This is a genomic window from Haloferax sp. KTX1, assembly GCF_902410085.1.
In the GTDB taxonomy this organism is placed as follows: domain Archaea; phylum Halobacteriota; class Halobacteria; order Halobacteriales; family Haloferacaceae; genus Haloferax; species Haloferax massiliensis.
This window is the reverse complement of the sequence record NZ_CABPRH010000005.1, coordinates 105,668-127,058: the sequence shown is the minus strand read 5'-3', so window position 1 is coordinate 127,058 and position 21,391 is coordinate 105,668. Positions and strand designations below refer to the sequence as shown.

Annotated in this window: 18 protein-coding genes and 2 pseudogenes; 12 read left to right on the top strand and 8 right to left on the bottom strand. The window is 56.5% G+C overall.

From position 1 onward, the window contains the following. The first annotated feature begins 24 nt into the window (after positions 1-24). The 5 genes from FY251_RS10180 (at position 25) to FY251_RS10160 (ending at position 2,963) form a co-directional block, all read left to right on the top strand. The gene (locus FY251_RS10180; protein ID WP_148414610.1) at positions 25-516 is read left to right on the top strand and encodes a hypothetical protein; all 492 of its coding nucleotides are present in this window, start codon (positions 25-27) and stop codon (positions 514-516) included. Between the two features lie 16 nt (positions 517-532). Further along, on the top strand, positions 533-793 hold the full coding sequence (locus FY251_RS10175) for a hypothetical protein (RefSeq protein ID WP_148414609.1): 261 nt from the start codon (positions 533-535) through the stop codon (positions 791-793). A 295-nt stretch (positions 794-1,088) separates the two neighbouring features. Beyond that, entirely contained in the window at positions 1,089-1,484 is a 396-nt protein-coding gene (locus tag FY251_RS10170; RefSeq protein WP_148414608.1) for a hypothetical protein, read from the top strand. A gap of 98 nt (positions 1,485-1,582) precedes the next feature. After that, positions 1,583-1,921, top strand: a complete 339-nt coding sequence (locus tag FY251_RS10165; RefSeq protein WP_148414607.1) for a hypothetical protein — start codon at positions 1,583-1,585, stop codon at positions 1,919-1,921. 73 nt (positions 1,922-1,994) lie between these two features. Next, positions 1,995-2,963, top strand: coding sequence for an ImmA/IrrE family metallo-endopeptidase (locus tag FY251_RS10160; protein WP_148414606.1), 969 nt, complete (start codon positions 1,995-1,997; stop codon positions 2,961-2,963). Positions 2,964-3,047: 84 nt separating this feature from the next. On the opposite strand, the gene FY251_RS10155 is transcribed toward FY251_RS10160, so the two are convergent. Continuing rightward, positions 3,048-3,854, bottom strand: a complete 807-nt coding sequence (locus tag FY251_RS10155; RefSeq protein ID WP_148414605.1) for a hypothetical protein — start codon at positions 3,852-3,854, stop codon at positions 3,048-3,050. Between the two features lie 1,531 nt (positions 3,855-5,385). Between FY251_RS10155 and FY251_RS10150 the strand changes: the two genes are divergently transcribed. The 3 genes from FY251_RS10150 (at position 5,386) to FY251_RS10140 (ending at position 8,688) form a co-directional block, all read left to right on the top strand. Further along, positions 5,386-6,582 (top strand): hypothetical protein, encoded by a 1,197-nt coding sequence (locus tag FY251_RS10150; protein ID WP_148414604.1) that lies wholly within the window; start codon positions 5,386-5,388, stop codon positions 6,580-6,582. Between the two features lie 79 nt (positions 6,583-6,661). Continuing rightward, the gene (locus tag FY251_RS10145) at positions 6,662-7,150 is read left to right on the top strand and encodes a hypothetical protein (protein ID WP_148414603.1); all 489 of its coding nucleotides are present in this window, start codon (positions 6,662-6,664) and stop codon (positions 7,148-7,150) included. A gap of 611 nt (positions 7,151-7,761) precedes the next feature. Next, positions 7,762-8,688 (top strand): transcription initiation factor IIB family protein, encoded by a 927-nt coding sequence (locus FY251_RS10140; protein ID WP_148414602.1) that lies wholly within the window; start codon positions 7,762-7,764, stop codon positions 8,686-8,688. Positions 8,689-8,705: 17 nt separating this feature from the next. On the opposite strand, the gene FY251_RS10135 is transcribed toward FY251_RS10140, so the two are convergent. The 5 genes and pseudogenes from FY251_RS10135 to FY251_RS10120 form a co-directional block, all read right to left on the bottom strand. Beyond that, a complete protein-coding gene (locus tag FY251_RS10135; protein ID WP_148414601.1) occupies positions 8,706-9,050 on the bottom strand; it encodes a hypothetical protein in 345 nt (114 codons plus the stop codon). Further along, the gene (locus tag FY251_RS10130; RefSeq protein ID WP_148414600.1) at positions 9,043-9,405 is read right to left on the bottom strand and encodes a MarR family transcriptional regulator; all 363 of its coding nucleotides are present in this window, start codon (positions 9,403-9,405) and stop codon (positions 9,043-9,045) included. Before FY251_RS10130 ends, FY251_RS10135 begins: the two co-directional genes overlap by 8 nt. Positions 9,406-9,502: 97 nt before the next feature. Further along, complete coding sequence (locus FY251_RS23380) at positions 9,503-9,661, bottom strand: HepT-like ribonuclease domain-containing protein (RefSeq protein WP_345784709.1); 159 nt, start codon at positions 9,659-9,661, stop codon at positions 9,503-9,505. 137 nt (positions 9,662-9,798) lie between these two features. Continuing rightward, a pseudogene (locus FY251_RS23375) lies at positions 9,799-9,930 on the bottom strand (DUF86 domain-containing protein); the annotation flags it as partial. Then, positions 9,923-10,354: a nucleotidyltransferase family protein gene (locus FY251_RS10120; protein WP_187367385.1), complete on the bottom strand. Its 432-nt coding sequence runs from the start codon at positions 10,352-10,354 to the stop codon at positions 9,923-9,925. The gene FY251_RS10120 and the pseudogene FY251_RS23375, both read right to left, overlap by 8 nt. Positions 10,355-10,569: 215 nt before the next feature. Between FY251_RS10120 and FY251_RS10115 the strand changes: the two genes are divergently transcribed. Continuing rightward, entirely contained in the window at positions 10,570-11,928 is a 1,359-nt protein-coding gene (locus FY251_RS10115; RefSeq protein WP_148414599.1) for a restriction endonuclease, read from the top strand. A 104-nt stretch (positions 11,929-12,032) separates the two neighbouring features. On the opposite strand, the pseudogene FY251_RS23370 reads toward FY251_RS10115, so the two are convergent. Both FY251_RS23370 and FY251_RS10105 read right to left on the bottom strand, forming a co-directional pair. After that, a pseudogene (locus FY251_RS23370) lies at positions 12,033-12,475 on the bottom strand (hypothetical protein). Then, a complete protein-coding gene (locus tag FY251_RS10105; protein ID WP_148414598.1) occupies positions 12,472-13,047 on the bottom strand; it encodes a hypothetical protein in 576 nt (191 codons plus the stop codon). The pseudogene FY251_RS23370 and the gene FY251_RS10105 overlap by 4 nt, the downstream one beginning before the upstream one ends. Before the next feature lie 955 nt (positions 13,048-14,002). On the opposite strand from FY251_RS10105, the gene FY251_RS10100 reads away from it, so the two are divergent. The 3 genes from FY251_RS10100 to FY251_RS10090 all read left to right on the top strand — a co-directional run bounded on the left by FY251_RS10100 (position 14,003) and on the right by FY251_RS10090 (position 21,158). Further along, positions 14,003-14,878, top strand: a complete 876-nt coding sequence (locus FY251_RS10100; RefSeq protein ID WP_148414774.1) for a ParA family protein — start codon at positions 14,003-14,005, stop codon at positions 14,876-14,878. Next, positions 14,875-15,273: a hypothetical protein gene (locus FY251_RS10095; RefSeq protein ID WP_148414528.1), complete on the top strand. Its 399-nt coding sequence runs from the start codon at positions 14,875-14,877 to the stop codon at positions 15,271-15,273. Before FY251_RS10100 ends, FY251_RS10095 begins: the two co-directional genes overlap by 4 nt. A 1,040-nt stretch (positions 15,274-16,313) precedes the next feature. Beyond that, the gene (locus FY251_RS10090; RefSeq protein ID WP_148414597.1) at positions 16,314-21,158 is read left to right on the top strand and encodes a glycoside hydrolase family 2 TIM barrel-domain containing protein; all 4,845 of its coding nucleotides are present in this window, start codon (positions 16,314-16,316) and stop codon (positions 21,156-21,158) included. Positions 21,159-21,391 lie beyond the last annotated feature (233 nt).

The window sequence follows — 21,391 nt, the reverse complement described above, 5'->3', positions numbered from 1 at the left end:
CTTGAGCCGGTGAGGTGACGACGAATGCACCAGGTAATCTACGCACTCGTGACTGCATCGACAACAGACCAAGCCCTCTCGCGGGCCGCTGACGTATTCGATCAATTGATGGGTGCTGCCCCGCACGCCGAGTCGGTGTTCGACTACTATGTGACGTTTGATGACGACTCAACAACGGTCGCCGGCAGCGCCCGGTGGGGTGACCTCCCGGTTGCAGAGCCCGTTGGCTCGGAGGACGGCCAGGAACTCCTCGAGCGTGGGTGGCAGGCGACGACACGCGAGTTCGAGCGAAATCTCGAGCGTGTTCGAGAGGGCGTTGACGAGCTTGACGCGACGGCAATCATGCGTGATGAGGACCTCGTCAGGCATGCGTGCCACAATCTCGGGGCGTACCGTGGCCCAGCGGTGTACCTCTACGACGAGTTCGCTGATGGGGTTCGGCATCGCGAGCGACTTGAGCAACTCGTCGGGTCGAACGACTATCTATGGATCGTTCCCGCTGATGTCCACTACTGAGTCGACGCTGTGTCCAATGGTACTCCTGAGAGAGACACTTCCTGATCGTGGTATTGCTGTTCGAATCGTCATCGACGACGTGGCTGACACCTATCGTGTCGAGTACACGCCGCTGTCCGGTGGTGTGGTGACCGACGAGTGGACTGTGTTCGGTGGCTCCGTCGGCTATGATGCGTCGGTGTTTGCGACTGACACTGCTGCCCGTGCGTTTGTCGAGCGCGTTCGAACGACCTCACACGATGACGTCCTCGCGGAGTTAGCAGTAGACACAGAGTAAGTCCTCCTGTGGTGTGTCGAACCGGGCTCATATTGGGTTACTACTTCTCAATCTCCACAGGGAGACAGACGAAATGTACTCTCACTCTGCCACTTTCAGATTGTATTCGTGACCTACGACAGGGTACCTCATTCAGCTCTATTGCGCGTTCAGCAGGTCTACACTACGGCGTTGTTTTTGCGCCGCCCAAAGGGGCGGAGGCGCAGTAACAGATGTTGATTCCAACGTCAGCAGCCGAGTTGTCTCACTTCCCACACCAGCCGCTCGTGACACCTGCAACGGTGGTGAATGATCGATGAGTCTCGAGCGCGTGTTCCGTCACGACGAGGCGCTGTTCGAATTTCTGTGGTGTCCGGTGTGTGGTACTGAGTCGTTCACGCACATTCCCTTCGAGGGGGTGTTCTGCACAGAGTGCAATACCAGCGTGACGTGCCGTGAGTCGCCTGAGTCGCGTGGCTACGATGAGGCGGTCATCATCACATTCGACGCGACGACGACGTGGAATCTCCACGTCGACGAGAAACTTCGCCGGCCACTTCCCGACGACGAAGCACAACTTAAGATTCTCGGTGCTCCGGGTGACTACCACGTCGATTGGTGGGCACCAACCACGACTGAAGACTGGACGCCAGTCGAGCGCAACGAGTTCGCTGACGACTCCGAACCCGAGGAGGTATCGCATCTCGCATAGCCTCGGTCGAGAGTCCCGTCGGGACTAGCGCGCCGTCGTGATTTTTTGCGCCCGAGATGGGTGCGGGCTGAAGACACAGTCCGTGTGACGTGATTCCCATGAGTTACCAACAAACAGAGTCAGACGTCTCGATCGACGAGATTCCAGTCGACCTCGAACTCGTGCATAGCACCGACCTCTCCCGAGCCGACGTTCCCGATGAAATTGAGTCGATTACGTGGGACCTTCTGAGCGAACAACCGCCGACGAATCCGCTGGTCGTGCTTAAAGCCGCTCGCTGGTGGTACATCCACGGCACAGGTGAGACCGATCCCGCGTACTGCTGGTCGATTGAGTGGGTTCGCCACCTCACGACCGGCGAAGCGACTGCGAGCGGCCTGTTCAGCGAGTGTCGAGAGTATCTTCGCAGCCTCGAGCGCGAGGACACCGACCAGTAGGTCGTCCCGCCTGTTTTTGTGCGCCCCAGAGGGGTGCGGCGCGTCCTGAAGTGACGCGTCAGAACTGAAAGCAATGGCAACAACGAGTTCTCCGTCGGTGTCGTTCGACGAGACCGACACCCGACACGACGAGATGCATCGTACGATCGAACAGTGGCTTGCGGACCTCGCTGACGACGTCGACGACGCACGGGCGAGCGAGCAGTTCCAGGAGTGGCTGGACGTCCAGAGCCGGTTCCACGACTACTCCCACCGCAATACCCTCCTCATCAACCTCCAGTGTCCCGAGGCGACGAAGGTCGCTGGCTACCGGACGTGGCAAGAAGAGTTCGACCGATACGTCGAAGAAGGCGAATCGGCAATCTGGATTTGGGCGCCGATCATCACGACCCAATGTCCCGAGTGTGGGAACGCACCGAGCTACCACGACAACAGCGAGTGTGAGTACGACGAGACGCCTCCCGAGGAGTGGTCAGAGGGGCTCGTGGGCTTCAAACCCGCACCTGTATTCGATATTTCGCAGACCGAGGGCGAGCCACTCCCAGAGCTGGACACGGCGGCGACCGGTGAGCCTGACACGCTCGTCGATGATCTCACTAACATCGCGTCAGACCTCGGCGTGACCGTCCGTATCGTTGACCCCAACGAGTGGCGGCATGGCGAAGCGAAAGGCGTCTGCCAGTCGCGGAGTGTCCAAGACCTCACCCCACTCGTGGAAGTGAAGGACCGGTCGAACCGCGCGGACCTCGCGTCGACGATCATCCACGAGTACGCCCACGCGATTTTGCACTTCGACATTACTGACGCGACCGAGCGGGCGAAACGCGAGGTCGAAGCTGAGGCCGTCGCGTACGTCGTCGGTCGCTATCTCGGCTTGGATACGAGTGGGTCGGCGTTCTATCTCGCGGCGTGGCAGGACGACGAGACAGACGTTCTCCAAGAGCGACTGGGTCGGATTAGTGGGACGGCCGAAGAGATTCTCTCGACACTCGACGCGGTCGGAAATCTCTCATCTGTAGTTCAGTTGTCGCGGTTCTGTTAAAACTCTCTTTGTTAGATAGTGTCATTAGATGATACTAAGCGAGTCACTACTAAAATCACTCGTCGGTCGGTTGAGAGAGCGAAATTAATTTACTGATGTATCTGTTGATATAGCGTCTTCCAACGTAGTTTCACTCAGTGAGTCGCTTTTTTTCTTGTAGGATTGGTAGGCATTCTTGGCCCATTGATATGCACATTGCGTCGTGTTTCTAATGGTACCGCAGAGTCTCCCTCGGTTATAAACGACCACGCAGACTTCTTGCTTTGGTGAGTTACTAATAAATAATCCAAATGGTATCTGTGAATCTGTGGTGTAAACGTCTGTAGCGTGGATTAGTGGATGAGTCTGTTGAGGTGTGGTTAGGTCGCTCTGGTGCATAGAGATTGCCTCAGACTCAACGATGAGTTCAGACATAACATCATAGAGATGAGTCGTCATTGATGACAAGAATTGTGATGGAAGTGTTGGGGACAGCACTTTAATTTTTGTCGAGTTGTCAACATGGGTAGAAAGAGCACGAAGGGGCTGATCCGGAGAATATCGTGAAGGGATACATACAGATGCATCACTAAACAGCCGTATATCTAAAAGATCGGTATTGATAGCATCAAGAAGTGGCTCTGCTTGATTTAATGAGTCTGTATTCTCATGGAGATTTGTGACTTCATTATATATTAGTGAACCCAGAGAGGTTGGAGTATAATTTCCGTGCTGCTCAGTAAGTAAACCGTTTTCGACGAGCTCATCTAGTGCTCGATACACGGTTGAACGCGAATCAGAGACGTAATCTATGAGAGCGGTCCGGTCTGAAACACCACTGATGACATGTCCTAAGATAGTCCGCCGTTGGAGGGCAACCCGAATTTGCTCGGCGGCTTTATGCGAACCCATGTGAGTTAGTATCACTATGACACATAAATAATTATTGGCTGACACTATCTGGGATGTCTTTGTCTTCTTAGCTTATGCACTCGTGGTCTTGAAGTGAGATTCCACTCACATGCTGAAATCTCACCGATAATATGATAACTCGGATGGCCAGTAGCAATATTCAATTCCGCCTCTATGCGTGGCTATGAGCGTACGAAAGACGATCTATCGACTGCAAAATCCGTCACATACCGGTGAGAATCGGTGTTGGAGATGTACAGTAGTGAACCTCGTCATCGCATTGGTGGGCAGTACTGTGGTAGGGATAGTTTGGACGCCAATTCTTGGAGTCGGTGGGTTCTCCATCGGAGCAGCTATCATCTATTCTCAAGGATATCTCGTACCAAAAACGCCGCAGTTAACACAACGATACTTTCCAGCGAGCTTGTGGACAGTCTTCCATAGTAGCACTAACCCTCAGCGAACTTCCAAAGTTGATTTTCATGTAGCGTCAATTCTTACTGAGGAATGTGTTATTACACATGATAATGATGGCGGCGATTTTGAACTCACCACTTCATTCCAGACTAGATGGGAAGAGAGCATCACGAGCAGGACTAGAACCGAACTAGAAGAGTGGTTTGCCAACTATTTGGATTCCGAGATGGATGTGATGTACGTCTCGGTTGAAGATCGATATCGTGCGATTCTCAATGGTAGGCGTGTAGGCGAATGGGAGTCTGCTTCTGCATTCATAATCCATATCACGGCTTTGAAACTCTTGCAGTCAGAACTTGACAGGTGGGATTCGTACTCCCAACGTGAGAGAAATCTGCTTGTTGGCGCTCTTCGGGTCTTCACACCATGCTGTCCATGTTGGGGCAGTGTTACTGAGCGAGTCGTTGAAGTTGAGTCTTGCTGTGATTCAAGAAAGGTATTCGCATTTGTCTGTAGTCGATGTGACTCACGTTTGTTTGCACTTGACGAATCTAGCACTACGCAACGAGTAATCAATAGCTATATGTGATATTTATAAATTAGAAACACCAGACAGTTCTGACATCGAGGTGTCATAATGAAGGCATTTTGTCTTCATTACTACGAGATTCGGAACTGAAGAGGTAAGGATTCAATTATAGCTAGAAAATGACGGATGGTGATCTTGAATGCCGGAAAAATAAGGTTATACGATACGTCTCTATATATGCAGAGCTATTCTAACCACCCAATAGACCACTTGATACCTTGCTTTGGGGCTTAATGGCTCTGTTGAACCCTTCAACGTTGACATTGCAGGAAGCACCTCTCCCCACCTTGTTCGCGGATTCGATGTGAAACTAGCGTCTCAACGAATCGCCAGGTGGCGAGAGGCTTTCAACAGAGTCGTCTAAGTCAATGCACAAGGAGACTACAATCTTGAGAACTACAGTGGTGACTGTTCGTTAGCACCGCATTCAGTAGTTTCGTTGAGTCAGATGTTGCCCGAGAGTTCACTTGCTGGAGAAATCCATGACAATTGAAAATAATACAACACAAATTAGAGAGTAATTCGATGACAAAAATGTCACAAACACCCTCATCAGAGGACGGAAATGATCCGAAAAATGTCCAATTCACTCGCAGAGATACACTCAAAAAATCAGCACTCCTCTCCAGTGCGATCGTTTCTGGTGGCTTTGGGACGACTGCACTTGTTGGGACTGCTGCCGCTGCAGGCGGATGTTCGGATGAAGATCCACAGAATATTGATGAGGCAGAGTATGTCTGGGAAAAGGGAGATTATAACATAGCTAAAGATCAGACGTGTGATAACCTCGCAGACACCAACCTAAGAGACGTACATGCAATGGACCTCGTCTACAGAGGGTCATGCTGGGACGGAGCTGTACTACATCACTACTTTGGCGAAGCAGGACACGTTGAGCACTACGAGCAGACTTATCCAGATGCTGACTGCGATGGTACGTGGGATAGCGCCTATGGCGTCGCAGGTCACCGGATTACAGTCAATAGCAATCGGAGTTCGACGTTTTGGAACAAGCCGGCTGGCGGTAACGTTGGTGGGTTCCCTGAAGATTCTAGTGGGTCAGGAGGCAACCCCACCGAGCGCGAACTGGCATTTACTGCAATTTCAGCTGCCCTCGGATACTGGGGCCCGACTTGGGTAGGTGTCGCCTCAAGTATCGTTCTTGCGATGATACCGGAAAGCCATGGGAACTCAAACTTCGATTCGTATAGTAAACTTATGTTCGATTGGGATTACAGCTACTCGAACGGTCCTAAATGTGGCTCCCATTTTGTGAATTTCACTGTCGAATCGAATAGCGAATCTAACGACACGGTTTCACTTGATGTTCAAGATGAGGCATGGGGAGAATACCCGAACTACAGCCAGATTACTAAGCAGGTAGACTTTGTCAACGACACCCAGATCTGCTCGAATGTCTCTGGGCTATCGGCTGACGACGAGAGATCTGATGAGCAATTCTGGGCAGAGCAGTCCAGCCATTCCGAACCTCCAAAGGTTGGAACCCACATTGAAACCTCCAAGGGCGAACGTGCCAAGGTCAAAAATGTCTCGGTGAATACCACTCGAATGTCGTGCTCGTCAACGCCGAAAATCATGGAGGCTGGGGAATTACCAAACGGAATCGCTGATGAGTTTAGTGATAAGCAAAAAGTCACCTACATGGAATTCCCTGCACGTGTCCGAGAGATCAAGGTTCATGCAAATATTACTGATGAGTAGGTCACTCTCTTCCATGTCCACACAATAGAGAAGTAATAACTCCTATCTGTTCATTTGAATAACACTCATATTGGTTCCCATGACTACTAGACGAAATTTCATACGAACGGGCAGCATACTTGGTATTGCTTCTATTGCTGGCTGTAGTTCAAACCCCTTCACCAGCTCTCGTGGAGTAATACTAGGAGACGTGATCGTTGCAAATGAGACCCGCTACCCACAATCGATCCATATCGAAATTCTCCGTGAGGAGGCTACACTCGTCGATACAACGCTCCAGTTTGAACCGGGGCCAGCCGTCCATCGAATCGAACCGGAATGGTCTATTGAGAAAGCAGTGTACGTTATTCGTGCGGAGCACACAGATAAAGAGGATGTGTATGAGCGAACGTTCGATGCTAAAACGGTCGAACAATACGAGCTTGAAGACGAATCGTGTCTTCCAGTACACGTAAGAATTGGATTACCGTTCGAGAAGTCGGTTCCCCCAATCTACATCAACCCGGATCCTAGTGTCTCGGCTGCAGATTGTAGTATAAATGAAACCCCAGACACCCCATCTAACTGATCTGTTTGATATTTTGAAAACTTCGTGATTTGAGTCTTGGATCTATTGAATGTCGTTGAGCTCAGTCGAATGTCATAGGTGATATCTCCGATCTAAGTTGAGATTATCAGAGTTTCAATAACTGTTCGAGTCCACATCAACTGAGGTATTTGTAGCATGACTGAGGAGTCGTCGTTAGGTCTACTAGGACGTGCATAGTTGAGGCACTTCGTATCCCCAAAAGAGGTCGTGGCCAGTTGGAAATTGTCGAGCACTACCCGGCGAGGATCAAGAGAACCATGTCCTCAGTTTTTAGACTTCACTTTCTCGGCCTCACAGTCAATTTGATGACGCGCTACCGAACAAAACCGATGGGAACGAGGTCCACGAGGAAGTTATCAAGGGGTGGGCGCGGATGGCTTGGTACGCGATTTCGCACCCGTTGCAGAACAGGGAGCGTCTTGTGTGACACGACGAGCCTGCAACGGTAATCCACCTGCTAGCATGTTTGGTATTGTGGTTCAGTCATTTAATGACCGCCAACCGAAGCCAACCTGTTCGAGACGACAACGGCGTTTTTTGAGCCCCTGACGGGTGCGGGGCGCGGCGTGATACGTCCCGTGGTGTTCGAGATGGCGACACGAGATGTCTACGAGCGACAGTTCAACGAATCGTGCGGCAAATCCTGTGGAAACGCCTCCTGTCCCGAGTGTGGCGGCCAGGTCATTACCGACGCTGGTGAACGGCGGTGCCAGTCGTGTGGGTTTATCATCGACGGCCACGGCATCGACCGCGGTCCTGAGTGGCGGTCGTTCGAGCGCGAGGAGCGCAAGCGAGTGGGTGCACCACGAACGCCGACGCGACACGATCACGGCCTCGCGACCGAGATCGGCCGACACGTCGACGCGAACGGGACACCGATCCCGGGCGAAAGACGACAGCAACTCTCCCGACTCCGCACCCAACACAGTCGGAGTCGGTACCAGTCGAGTCGTGAACGTCGGCTCGCGCGTGGCTTGGACGAAGTCCGGCGACTCGCCGGCGCACTCGACCTCCCAGACAGTCTGCGTGACCAAGCATGTCGGTGCTTTCGGTCCGCTCAACAGGCGGACCTGCTGCCCGGCCGGTCGATCGAAGCAGTCGCGGCTGCGAGTGTCCATGCAGCCTGTCGATGTGCGGGGCTCTCGCGAACGCTCGCTGAACTCGTCCCACTCGCACGGGTGGCAGAATCGCGGGTCCGGTCGGCGTACAACGCACTCAATATAGAATTGGGGCTGCCTGCAAAGCCAGTTACTCCTACCGAGTTCGTTCCACGAGTGGCAGACGCGCTTGATGTGACGGACCAGATTCGGCGACGAGCACGGTCGTTAGCCGAGGCATCGAGTAGTGAGTGGGCTCATCGTGGCGCGAACCCACATGCAGTCGCTGCAGCGTGTGTGTACACGGCCGCTGTGGAGCGTGACTGGCCGCTCACGCAGGCGCGTGTTGCGGCCGTGAGTGATACCTCAACTCAAACGATTCGAACGCACCACCAGACGTTGTGTGAAGCACGTAGGTGAATGTTCACTTAGGCAGACTACTGGGGGCCGAGATACTGCTTGCACTCTGCAATCATTTCGTCGGCGAATGACTCGGTCACTTGTCCCTGTGGATTGACAACGGCGTCATGTTTGATTGTTGCGACGACCCATGGAGAACAATACGAGGTCTTGGTCGGGTCTTTGCCACTCACCCAATCATCTCCAACTTCGAAGTTTCGCGGGAGATTACTGGTTGTGAGAGTTGCACACAGATACTCCTCGCCAGGATACGGGAGCGAGTCTGCAGCAAGAACGACCCAGAGGCGTGGATTTGAGCCGCGTCGAAATGGATCCGGTGCCCAGAATACGTCGCCCTTCTGGAAGCGGTTGGTGTCAGTCACGCTGTTGTCGTGGGTCAACAGCGTGTTGTTGCCACTCGTCGTAGTCGAATGGTTCTTCTTCGCGGCTCGCTGCTGTAGCAGCAGCATGGTTAGCTGCAGCGTCAAGGCTCAAGACGTGGTCACTCACGCGCCAGTACGTACCTCGATGCTCAACGCGACCTCGTTCTCTGAGCCTGACGAGAGTCGGGCCAACCGAGCCGGGCTTGACGGATGTCCGCTCGGCGATCTCGCTTTGGGTGAACGCTTGGTCAGCATTCTGGGCTAAGAACGAGAGGAGCTTGTAGGCGTTTGTCCCCGGTTTTGGGTTGCCATTCCCGTCGTCAATGGTCTCGAAGCGATCCGCGCTGATGGGCATAGTATATCAGATGTACTAAGGTGTATTGAATGTATTGGACAGCAGCACCAGCGCTTATTCGAATAGCAGCGGTTATCCGGATAAGTAATTCCTCATCTCACGAATGGCTTTGGACCCACTGAGCAATCTGCTGACTATACGTCGCGTACACACCGAGTCCTGTTTGAAGCGACTCGTAGACTTCTCCCGCATCAACATGCCCATATTCGTGTGCGAGGACATTTCTAAACCCAATCGCAGCGACCAGGGTGGCCATTGTCTTATCGTCGATGATGCCTTCTCGACACAAGACACAAACTGCCCCTTAGAAGAACTACCAGTATGTCCGAAATCACGTGTGGCAACATGCTGAGCAAGGTCAGAGCATGCTTGAATCGCGTTTTCGAACATTCGCTCAACAGCACGCTGCTCCGTCGTACTTTGCAAGAACTCTTGACGAGACAGCGTCTCCTGTTCGTCTTTCAGTTCGCCATAATACTGTTCGATTTGTTCAAGCTTGATTGAGACAGCTCGCTCGTCAGCCACGCAGTCCCTCCTCCGCAATGCGGTCAATTACCGCACGTTGCTGACGGCGAAGGTCGTCGCGCTGTTCGGCGAACTGTGCTTCAATCTCAGTCTTGAACTGTTCGAATGCCTGCTCATCACCGCAGACGAACGAACCGCTGACTGCATCGTGTGCAACATCTAGTGAAAGCGTCTCAATATCCGAGACATCAACGAATGGCGCATCCTCCCACTGAAGATCACCCGACAGGAAACACTGCTTCTCAAATCGGTCGCGGCCGGAAAGGCTGTCCGCAAACTTGACTGCGATGTCGAGATCAGACGTCGCCGTCGCCTCACCCGTAATCTGTGAGCCGAATGCGACCACGAATTCGATATCCGAGTCAGAACAGACTGCCTCTTTGAGGGCAGAAAACACCTCTGAACGTCCATCACTCGGTTCCATGTCTAAATCTATGGTGTGTCGTCAAAGAAGAATTCCGACGGACTGAGACAAGTTATGAAGTGTGTCTCAGAAAGCCACAGTGGAGTCGGCTTGAACTCTGTCGAGGGGGGAGTAGACGGCTCACCGCTTACACATTGACGGGCGTTACAGCACCTGGTGACAGGGAGACAACTCATTAATAGCTACAGTACGTCTGGTTGTCAAGTGAAATTCTCATGCCACTCTTAGACGATTTCTCCGGATTCGAATTTGAAGACCTGATGGAGGACGTTTTTCGGAATCTCGGGTATGAAAACGTCCATCAGGCACGCAAAACCGCCGACGAAGGACGAGATATCCTCATGGAGGAAGTCGTCGACGGGACACGCCGTGGAGTTGTCGTCGAGTGCAAACACACAGGCTCTGTCGGACGACCTGTCGTCCAGAAGCTCCACTCAGCCATCGCGACGTACGACTACGATGGCCCAAAGCGTGGTGTCGTCGTCACGACAGGACAATTTTCTGCACCCGCCGAGGAGTACGCGACTCGCCTTAGACAGAACGGCGATCCATATCCAATTGAGCTCATCGACGGTACCGACCTGAGAGACATCGCCGACGAAGTCGGCTTGGACCTCTATAACGGCCGCATCGAGATTCTCTGTAACGAAACACTCCGACCGTTCGATCCAGCAAGCGGCGTTGATGCACCAGTACGTGAAGCAGCCCGTGACATCCAAAATCTCGACGCAGACACACTCCCGGAACCACACAAGCTCGTTGACTTCCAGCCCAATCTCACGATTAGTGCACGAACAGACGCTGTCTTCGAAACCTCAGTCGGTGTCATCCACCGCATCAACGAATCAAACCGCTTCGTCATCCATGCAACACGAGGAGAACCCAGCATCGCAGACAGCCGTCTCGCAGACCTCATCGCGAACAACGGCCAGCAAGCAGTCGAACTCGATTCCGACCGCTTCAGCACGATGTTCGACGACGTCGACGTCACTCGCTACGGGCAGACAGAAACCGACTACAAAGAGTGGGCAGTCTCTCGTCTCCAGCGACATCACACGACGACTGTCACCTACACAGGAGGCAACAATGTCACCTACGAGAAGAAGTGTGAGCCGAAGCAATCGGATATCTCTGTTCAAGCCATCTCACCGCTCTACGTCCCACGGGTTCGACAGACACTGCAACTCCAGCAGTACACCTATCCGTACTCGTACTACGCTGCAGGACCCTCCCGAGTAGCCATTGAAGACGGAATTCATCGCTGCGTCCACTGTGAGAAAGAAAACGCGAAATCGTACACTTACTGCGCAAATTGTGGGTGCATCAACTGTGGCTCGCACATCAAAACGGAACGGCTCGAAGGCACCCCAGTCTGTACGGGCTGTGCAGTCACCGAGAGATTTGTGCTGAAAACGAAGTACTTCTACGACGAGGAGAATCTCGAAGAATTTCGTTCAGAATACGAACAGATGGCCCTCCACGAGAAAGCAATGGAGAATACACCACTCGTTGGTGGTCTTCTCGTCAGCGTCGTACTCTTACTTGGGTTCATTCTTACGTCAGGAGTTGTCTAGCACTTTGGGGGGAACGTCACCCGACGAAAGCGATTGTCGTTTTAACAGCACGATGATCTCGATGAAGCGTACGACAGGCAGTGAATTGACACCATAGCAGGTGGTCAGCCTTCCCAGAATGCACGCTGCCTGGCTTCAATCTCGCCAAGAGCCATCGAGGGGACATCACGCCAATCACTCGGATATGATGAATCATCACGGAGTCGGTGCATCTGGGCCGGGATGGGTGTGGTCACGAGCATTGTGGTCCAATGGATGGCGGTCCCATCGATGATCGAACGTTCCCGCAACGTGATCCTCATGGTAGTGTAGCGAAAAATCGCCTTCTCGAACCAGACAACCTCTACCCGAGCGTTTTGAACACTCGATGGGTAAAATCGTATATCATACACACAGACCAGCGTTCAGGAGCGAATGCAGGTCGATCGACTTTCTGAGTAAACCGCCCGTCAGTAGCAAATCTATCACGGATGACGTCCAAGCGGTCAAAATCAATTGGGGCACCGGAGACTGAGTTAGATTCACGACTCTCATCCTGCCCAGTCATACTGCCGTTCGCTGATCAGCAGCGTCACCCGACCCGGTTGCTAATGCCCGTTCAAGAAGGTCAACCCGACGGCGAGCCGTCTTCCACGCAGAGACGACCTCCCAAACATCCTCTATCGATTGGTCAGTAGCCGATGCGTGCTTCGAGAGCGAGACCGCTTCCGGCGAGGCGACATCGAACTCCTCGGCCAACTCCTTGACTCGTGCTGCCTCAGCTTTCAAGAACTCAAGCAGCTCCGCTGACGAATACTCATCTTGGAGCGTCTGGACCCGCCGCCAGTTCAAGTATGATTGGTTACGCTCGTACGTGGCCGGCGACTCGGTAACCTGCTTCACGATACCCATCTGTTCGAACCACTTGAGGTACTCTCTCGCAGCATCAACGCCGTGGCCTGCGAGGTCAGCAACTTCGCTGACGGTCGCTGGATCGCTGAGCCCAAGCACAGCGTCAAAAAAATCGTCTCGTGTCCGCTCCCCACGGACAAGCTCTTCTGGTGAGGTCAGGGCGTCGAAATCTGGCGAGTTAGTTCGCTCCTCGCCATCGGCCTGTAGTTCAGAGCGCGGTTCTTCCATACTCACACCACGTGGTTAACAGGAATAAATCTCCCTAGCACGGATTATTCCGTTCACATGGTTCGAGGGGGACTGTATTAACCACAGACCGGCTAGATACGCCCAGACGTTGGTTAACATAGTTGTCGATGTCTCATATCTGGTGTAGTGCTTTATTACAAGTACACCGGAAATGAGACATCTGGACGTTGAGATTGAGTAGCGTTAGTTCGTCACTCTGGGCGGACAACCTCGTCGCAGGAAGTAGAGGGTCGAGCCACGAACCATTTGGCACACTCAACGCGACGACTGACGCGTTCATCGAGGTCGAGATTGAAGACCCTCTCCCCCCGTCATCGATGTGTAAATCGAACATCTCCTGCAGCTCTCAACTGGAACTTCCCTGGACATATCGCACCCCTCATCATCGATGTGTAAAAGTCGCTTTCTGTGTACAGATCTACAACAAAGAGTAATCAGGGTCACTCTGGTCGAACGACGTCATCACACGAGTAACATTCCGCGAACACACCGGTTGTACCATCTGCTTCTTCAAACTCAATCAGGGATTGGTGCGGTGCAAGTTCGTCACCGCAGTCAGGACACCGGCCAAGTATCGTTGAATCAGTCGTCATGGGGGAGTTGTGGAGACGTGTGTGACACAGATTGCCTCCAGTATAGCTACGGGGTGTCACAGCAAAGATGTTTGTCCAGAATAACTATTCATCCAATACATTCATGAATTGTGTTCATTAACTTTGTTCACTAAACGCTAGATTGCTCCGCAGACCGTTGCAATCATGCATGAGCATAGTCTCACCCAGTCATGCCGTTCGTTGTGTTCGTTCATCGGATGTGTTCAGTATATTTGTTCATTGAGTACGTTCATTAGTGAACTCAACGAATGAAGGAACCTATTGAACACAATGAATGCATGCACAGAAGATTCAAGGAGATGGTTCATCATGAACACCGTATGCTCACATATTCGACCTACAGTGAGGCGGGCGGGGTTGGGAAGACGACCACCGCAGCAAACCTGGCGGTTGCGCACGCTCGATCGGGATTGAAGCCACTGGTCGTTCCGCTTGACCCGCAAGACGGCGACCTCTCGCGTCTGTTCGGCGTCGACGACCGGCGAACTGATTCGGTCGATAACATCGTCCGGCATATGATCCGACGCCCCAACGGCGACTTTGAGAATCTCATTCGAACCGTCGAGGGTGTCGACGTCGTTCCCGAGCACAATATGCTCTCAGATTTGGCCGACTTTCTCCAGCGAGAGAAAGATCAAGCCGAAGCCATGGGCGAAGCGTTCGGAATGCACGCACAGTTACTCCGGGTGCTTCGCGAGGCCGGCGTCCCAGAGGAGTACGACGTACTGATCTGTGACCCGCCGGCAACTGAAGGCCCGCATCTCTACAACGCGATTCACGCGACGCGGTCGCTTGTCATCCCCGTCGAGCCGAGCGCAAAGGGCCGTGCAGCAGTCGAAGGACTCGAAGCTCTCGTCGCGGGCTTCGAAGACCAACTCGAAATCGACGTCGGTGTGCTTGCCGCCGTGCCGACGGGATTCAAAAACACGCGTGACCAACGGCAGGTGCTGACTGAAATCGACTATCCGATTCCGGAAATCATCAGCGAGCGTGCCTCCCTCATGGAAGGCTGTTGGATGGAGCAATGTTCGGCGTTCAAGTACGTTCGCGAGCATCGCGACCGCCGCCGTGACTACGAAATCGAGACGCTCGCCCAGTTCGACCGCATCGCGAGGCATCTCGAAGAACAGGTCGGCATCGACGCGCCGAACCCTCCGGAACCCGGTGACGTCGACCACGAGGTGATGACGGTATGACTGGCATGAAGAAAGGAGCTGGTGAAAACCCGTTCGCGGACGATTCGTCACCTGAATCGGCGACCGAGGCTGAGGAACCAGCCCCCGAACAGGCCGATGAGGGGGATTCGAACCAAGCCGAGGGTGCAGACGCAAACCAGTCTCGCCAGCAGGTCCAAATACCGTACAAATTCCGCCGCGATGGCGTCCAAGACGGCCGTGACCGGGTTCCGCTGTTCTTGCAGAAGGAGACGAAAGTCGCGGAGCGAGACGCCCTCCGAGAGTTCGAAGATAGGTTCGAAGAGAACGTCTCGCTCACCGACCTCCGTGAAGCGCTCGTGAAGGTCGGCTTGCAGCACCTCGACGAAACGGAAGAGTGCCTCGAAGAGTGGGGCTACGGGATGACCTTCGACTAGCTGAAAACGGCGCTCACAGACTGTCAGATGGCGAAACCCGACAGCCTACAGGGAGTTGGTCACAGCTCGAACCCGTGACCGGTCGAACACAATTTCTCGATGCTAAGCAACAAGCGTCGCTCGTCGGTGGCTCGTTCTAAGGACCAAGAGTTTCGGAGTTAGGATAGAAATGACATCAAAATACAAATTCTAATTGAGTCGTTGTCCGGATGAGACAACGAGGATTAGCGCCCAGGGCGAGAAAACCGGTGGCCAGTGGATATATCTAATATCGCTATACAGAATTTAAAATCGGTAGACTGTCTGAGAAACGCCGCGCCGTTGCAACAGCGACACGCAGAACGGCGAGCCGTACCCCAACGACTGCCATTCCGAGCGAGGGTCGAAGGCTGCGGTGTTGGATCAGTGTCAGTGAGGTAGAGTGTCAATCACACGGGCGACCGTCTCAGAGCGTTGGAGCCACCGATGAAGTTGAAGTTCCACCGTAGTTGTCACCGTTCACGGCCACGAACGGCGTCGTCTCAGTCATTCGGTATTCCACGCTTTGGTATAGACTACCATTAGAACTAGAGTCTTTCTCAGATGGCTACCGACTAATGGTGTATCGCTCAGGGCTGAGAAACCGCGACCACGAGGACTCTTCGCTCGCGTCGACAGGTGACGCGCGGACGCGGAACACACAGAAGACGAATCCCGTGTTCACGCTCGCAGAGCGTCGTGTAGTGAACGGGTTGTAATCTTGGCGAAAGCCGAGAGTGAGCGACGACTATCCGCAAGGATTCAAGAGCCGCTCCCAGCATACCCCCTGAATACACAGGTGGGAGTTCGCTACCGACATGTAACGTGTTGACTCGAAGATTGAGTGGTAAGAAGTCCGCAACTCGACACTCCCTTGTTCGGTTCTATTAGCTCTATGTAGAGGGCCATTAGGATTAAGTCAATTGTATATAATTACAAATCGGTGACCGTAGTTTCTCAACTGCGAGTCAGGAACGCGGTGGACGACTACTCTGGACCTCCGACCGCGCAACCGAAGCATTATGACACACTCAAATCGGCGGAAGACACGGACCGAACAGTCACCCGATAGCCGGCTCACACCGACGCGACGGCAGTTCTTGCAGGCGACCGGAATGGCTGCAGTAGCCGTGGGGGTTAGTTCACAGTCCGGTGCCGCGGCAGCGACGAATGCGCCAAGCGCCCCGGGTCGAATCTCGAATCTCGCGGCGTACCTCGAAGACCCCGAGAAAGTCGCGGAGAACGTCGAGCCGACTCACGTCACGAGCGCCGTTCCCTACGAGTCCGTGCGCGCTGCTCGGACGGCGGACGAGCCGTTTACGGAAATCGAATCGCGATTCGCGGAGTCGGAGTACGTCCAACTACTCAACGGGGAGTGGCAGTTCGCGTTTCACGAGAAGCCTGCCGACGTTCCCGACTCGTACGACGGCCTTGCGAGCGACGAGTGGGGCTCGATAGACGTCCCCGGTGTCTGGCAGACGCAGGGGTACGGCGAGCGGATTTACGCGAACAACGCCATCACGTGGGAAGCCTACGAACCGAATCAGGACGGCGATTTGGTTCCCAACGAGGGCGGGACCGTCGACGTTCCGGGCGTCGACGACGACGGCCTCAACCCCGTCGGCACGTACCGGCGGTCGTTCGCAGTCCCGGAGACGTGGGACGGGCGTGAGACGTTCCTCCACTTCGAAGGCGTCAAACAGGCCTTCTTCGTGTGGGTCGACGGCGAGTACGTCGGCTTCCGGACGGGGTCGATGACGCCCGCCGAGTTCGACGTCAGCGACCACGTCGAGGCCGGCGGAGACCACCAGGTCACGGTGCAGGTGTACCACTGGTCCGACAGCGAGGCGCTGGAGACCATCGACATGTTCCGGTACGCCGGCATCTTCCGGAGCGTCTACTTGTTCGCGACGCCGGCGGTACACCTCAGGGACTTCTACGCGCGCACCGACCTCGACGACGACTACGAGGACGGCGAACTTCGTATCGACGCCGAGATAGCGAACTACGGCGATGCTCCGGCCGGGGAGTACGCGGTTCGCGCGCACCTCTACGAGACCACCCGCACGAAACCGGGCCGCGGACCACCGCGCGGAAAAGGTACGAACGCGGCAGGCGGAAACGGCGGGAAGGAAAAGGGGAACGAGGCATCCCGGAGCCGCGGCCCGCCGGACGACGCGGGTCCCGGCGGCCGGCCGCCCCGCGGACGTAAGGTCACGACCCTCTCGTCGACCGCGACCGTGGACGAAAACGGTGCGGTGGTCTCGCTCGATGCCGACGTACCGAACCCCGCGAAGTGGTCGGCCGAACAGCCGAACCTCTACCAGCTCGTGTTGGAACTCGCACCCGCGGGCGGCACGCCAACGGAGGCGATGCTGGAGAAGGTCGGTTTCCGGACCTACGAGACCACTCGCGGACAACAGGGGGCCGAGGTTCTGGTCAACGGTGAGTCGGTCGATATTCAGGGCGTGAACCGCCACGAGACCGACCCGGAGTTCGGTCGGACGGTCCCGATAGAGCGCGTTCGGGAGGACATCGAGACGATGCGGCAGTTCAACATCAACGCGGTCCGGACGTCCCACTACCCGAACGACCCGTCGTTGTACCGACTCGCGGACGAGTACGGCCTCTACCTGCAGGACGAAGTCTGCGTCGAGTCCCACTGGTGGCAGGGACTGCTCGCCAACACCGAAGTCTACCACGACCAGGCGGTCGCGCAGTTCCGCCGAATGGTGCTTCGGGACCGCAACCACGCCTCGGTCTTCAGTTGGTCGACCGGCAACGAGGCGGGGACCGGTGCCGAGCACATCGAGATGGCGTCGCTCGCGGCCGACTCTGACGAGTTCATCCCCGGGGATACCGCCGATGTCAGCGGCGTCGAGACCGTCGAGTCGTTCGACGGGGACGTAGAGGGGGTCGCCCCTGACCGCATCCTCTATCACCAGCCGAACGGCGGCGGCTGGAACGTCGAGTACAGCGACATGCTCGGGCCTCGGTACGCCGATATCGGGACCCTGCTGTCGGTCGGTGACGGGTCGTACATCGGCGACGGGCTCCGCCCCGTCGTGATGGGCGAGTACAACCACGCGATGGGCAACAGTCTGGGACTCGTGCACGAGATGTGGAACGAGTACATAAAGCCGCCAGTCCGGGAGGCGACTGACCGGGCGGGCTCCGAGAACCCCGGCGTGCTCGTCGGCTCGCCGGAGGTCGTTCCCGGGCCGGACGCCGCACCGGGAGGCAACACCGATGGGGCGGTCGAACTCGATGCGGGCGACGCGATCGAAATCCGACGCGACGCCGAACTCGAACCGGACAGCGAGTTCACGGTCGGCGCGACGATCTCCGTCGACGGGGGAACCGGAACAGGTGACGCCCCCATCGTCGTCGACGAGGGCAGGTACGCGCTGACGATTTCGAACGGCGAAATTCGGTTCTCGGTCGGGGGCGGCGACGGGACCGTCTCAGCGCCGGTCCCCGACAGTGGCCTCGACGGCTGGACGACCGTCGTCGGCGTCGCCGGGTCCACCGAGCTCGAAATCTACGTCGACGGCGCGCTCGCGGGCGAGTCGAGTCACACCGTCTCGGGCCTTCGCGCCGGGGAGGAGCCGATTCGAATCGGTGGCGAGGCTGCCCTCGCGGTCGACGGCCTCGGCATCTACGACCGCGCTGTGAACTCCGACGAGACGAGCGATGCCGACGGCGAACTGAGGGACGGCGCAACCGTCGCGTACGATTTCGCCGACCTGCTGCGAGACAAGAGTCTCGTCGGCGGGTTCATCTGGGACTGGGTCAACCAGGACCTGAACGACACCACGGCGGACGGCGAGGCGTACCAGTTCTACCACAGCGACGGTCCCGACGGGGCGTTCTGTCTCAACGGGTTGGTCTGGTCCGACAGAGACCCACAGCCCGAACTGTGGCAACTCAAACACTGCCACCAGCCGGTCGGTGTCGCCGACGCCGACGTCGCGGCGGGAGAGGTGTACATCTCGAACCGGTACAACTTCACGTCGCTCGACGGCGTCGAGGGGCGGTGGGAACTGACCGCCGACGGCGAACCGCTCCGCTCCGGTGACTTCGGTATCGACATCAGCCCGGGCGAGACCCGCCGCGTCAGCCTTCCCGTCGAAGCGCCGTCCAGTCCCGGGGCCGGCGTCGAGTACCGACTGACGGTGCGGTTCACGCTGGCCGAAAGCACCACGTACGCCGATGCCGGCCACGAAATCGCGTTCGAGCAGTTAGCGGTTCCCGTCGACGCGCCCGAACCGGAGACCGCGTCACTCGATTCGATGGGGCCGCTCTCGGTCGACGAAGGCGGTGATATCACCGTCTCCGGTGACGGCTTCGAGTACGTCGTTACTGAAGACGCGGGGACGCTGTCGTCGATGGCGTACGAGGGAACCGACCTCCTCGAACGCGGCCCGCTGTTCAATTCGTGGCGCGCCCCGGTCATGAACGAGATTCAACAGTGGGGGAGCGCCCCCGCGCGCTCGTGGTACGAGGCGGGGCTCGACGAACTGACGCACTCCGTCGAGTCGGTCGGCGTCGAGCGCCGCGACGAGTCGCTCGTCGAGGTCGCAGTCGAGGGCTTCGCCGAAGGCGCTGAGCCGGCGCGTCGGTTGGCGACTCCGGACCGCTCCGGACACGACAACGACGGCGTGCTCGCGGGTGAGGCCGGAATCGTCACCGGTGCCGCCGGGCAGGCCGTCGAGTTTACCGACGACGGCTCGCTCTCGCTGGGGCGGTCCGAGAGCCTCGATATCACCGACCCGGGACTCACAATCGAGTTCTGGGTCCGCCCCGGCGAGCCGCAGGAGGGTGGCGCGGCGCAGGTCTACGTCTCGAAGGGCGGACGGCAGTATCTCCTCAAGCGCCGTGAGCGCGGCCGCGACGGGTATCTGGAGTTCGTGTTCAACGCCGACGGCTGGCACGTCGCCGACGGGCCGGTGCCGGACGACTGGGCGGGTGGCTGGCACCACGTCGCGGGCGTCTGGGACGGCAGCGAGATGACGCTGTTCGTCGACGGGGAGCGACTCGGAACCGGGTCCTACGAGGGGTCGCTTCAGCACGTCGACGCGCCGACGCAGGTCGGGTCGAGCGTCGCCGACGGGACCGCGCTGGACGAGGTGCGAATCTACGACCGCGCGCTCGCCGAGGACGAACTCGGTTCGCTCGCCGCGGACACACCGCTCGACGGCGCTGTGGCGTGGTTGCCGCTCGACGAGTTCAACAGTGTCGGCGATGCGAACGGCCCGGGCTTCGCCACCAGCTACCGCTACCGCATCTACGGGAGCGGCGACGTCGCGATCGACGTCGAAGCCCGACCCAACGAGGGGCTTCGCGAGACAGTCGACGGCTGGCTTCCGAAAGCCGGCGTCCAACTCGAACTCCCGGAGCGATTCGACGACTTCGAGTGGTACGGACGCGGCGAACTGGAGACCTATCCCGACCGCAAGTGGGGCGTTCCAATCGGTCGCTACGAGGGAACCGTGGACGAACAGTACGTCCCGTATCTCCCCCCGACCGACAACGGGAACAAGGCCCAGACGCGGTGGGCGACGCTCTCGGACGGTGAGGTGTCCCTCCTCGGAACGTTCGGCGAGGAGGACGCGAACGTCAGCCTCGAACAGTGGGGGAATCTCGCGGCGGCCGAACACCAGTACGAACTGGAGGACCGCGGGTCCGTCGGGTTCAACCTCGACCACCGCGTGACCGGCCTCGGCGGAACGCCGACCGAGCCGCTCGACCGGTATCAGGTCCCGGTCGAGTCCACCGCGTTCAGCGTCGTCCTTCGCCCGTTCGATTCCGACGACGACGATCCGATGGCGCTGGCGAACCGACGGCTCCCCGACCCGCAGGAGTAGCCCCCGAACCGGCGTCTCGGATTTTTCCGTCTGCGAGGCCCCGTTGAATCCTTTTTTCGCAGTTTGTCCTGCCGAAGCCGACCCTGTCTGACGACAGGTACTGTCGTGCGAACGTCCGGGGTTCCGAGAGCCCCAAACCGAAGTCGAGGGGGCGAGAATCATTTACATAATCCGAACGCCGGTCGCTCTCACGGCAGTGTCGAAGGTGAGTTTACAGAGCTATGGTTGTAATA

Coding starts and splice junctions, on each gene's coding strand:
- FY251_RS10180 (WP_148414610.1), top strand. CDS start 25: ATGCACCAGGTAATCTACGCACTCGTGACTGCATCGACAACAGACCAA.
- FY251_RS10175 (WP_148414609.1), top strand. CDS start 533: ATGGTACTCCTGAGAGAGACACTTCCTGATCGTGGTATTGCTGTTCGA.
- FY251_RS10170 (WP_148414608.1), top strand. CDS start 1,089: ATGAGTCTCGAGCGCGTGTTCCGTCACGACGAGGCGCTGTTCGAATTT.
- FY251_RS10165 (WP_148414607.1), top strand. CDS start 1,583: ATGAGTTACCAACAAACAGAGTCAGACGTCTCGATCGACGAGATTCCA.
- FY251_RS10160 (WP_148414606.1), top strand. CDS start 1,995: ATGGCAACAACGAGTTCTCCGTCGGTGTCGTTCGACGAGACCGACACC.
- FY251_RS10155 (WP_148414605.1), bottom strand. CDS start 3,854: ATGGGTTCGCATAAAGCCGCCGAGCAAATTCGGGTTGCCCTCCAACGG.
- FY251_RS10150 (WP_148414604.1), top strand. CDS start 5,386: ATGACAAAAATGTCACAAACACCCTCATCAGAGGACGGAAATGATCCG.
- FY251_RS10145 (WP_148414603.1), top strand. CDS start 6,662: ATGACTACTAGACGAAATTTCATACGAACGGGCAGCATACTTGGTATT.
- FY251_RS10140 (WP_148414602.1), top strand. CDS start 7,762: ATGGCGACACGAGATGTCTACGAGCGACAGTTCAACGAATCGTGCGGC.
- FY251_RS10130 (WP_148414600.1), bottom strand. CDS start 9,405: ATGCCCATCAGCGCGGATCGCTTCGAGACCATTGACGACGGGAATGGC.
- FY251_RS23380 (WP_345784709.1), bottom strand. CDS start 9,661: ATGGCCACCCTGGTCGCTGCGATTGGGTTTAGAAATGTCCTCGCACAC.
- FY251_RS10120 (WP_187367385.1), bottom strand. CDS start 10,354: ATGGAACCGAGTGATGGACGTTCAGAGGTGTTTTCTGCCCTCAAAGAG.
- FY251_RS10115 (WP_148414599.1), top strand. CDS start 10,570: ATGCCACTCTTAGACGATTTCTCCGGATTCGAATTTGAAGACCTGATG.
- FY251_RS10105 (WP_148414598.1), bottom strand. CDS start 13,047: ATGGAAGAACCGCGCTCTGAACTACAGGCCGATGGCGAGGAGCGAACT.
- FY251_RS10100 (WP_148414774.1), top strand. CDS start 14,003: ATGCTCACATATTCGACCTACAGTGAGGCGGGCGGGGTTGGGAAGACG.
- FY251_RS10095 (WP_148414528.1), top strand. CDS start 14,875: ATGACTGGCATGAAGAAAGGAGCTGGTGAAAACCCGTTCGCGGACGAT.
- FY251_RS10090 (WP_148414597.1), top strand. CDS start 16,314: ATGACACACTCAAATCGGCGGAAGACACGGACCGAACAGTCACCCGAT.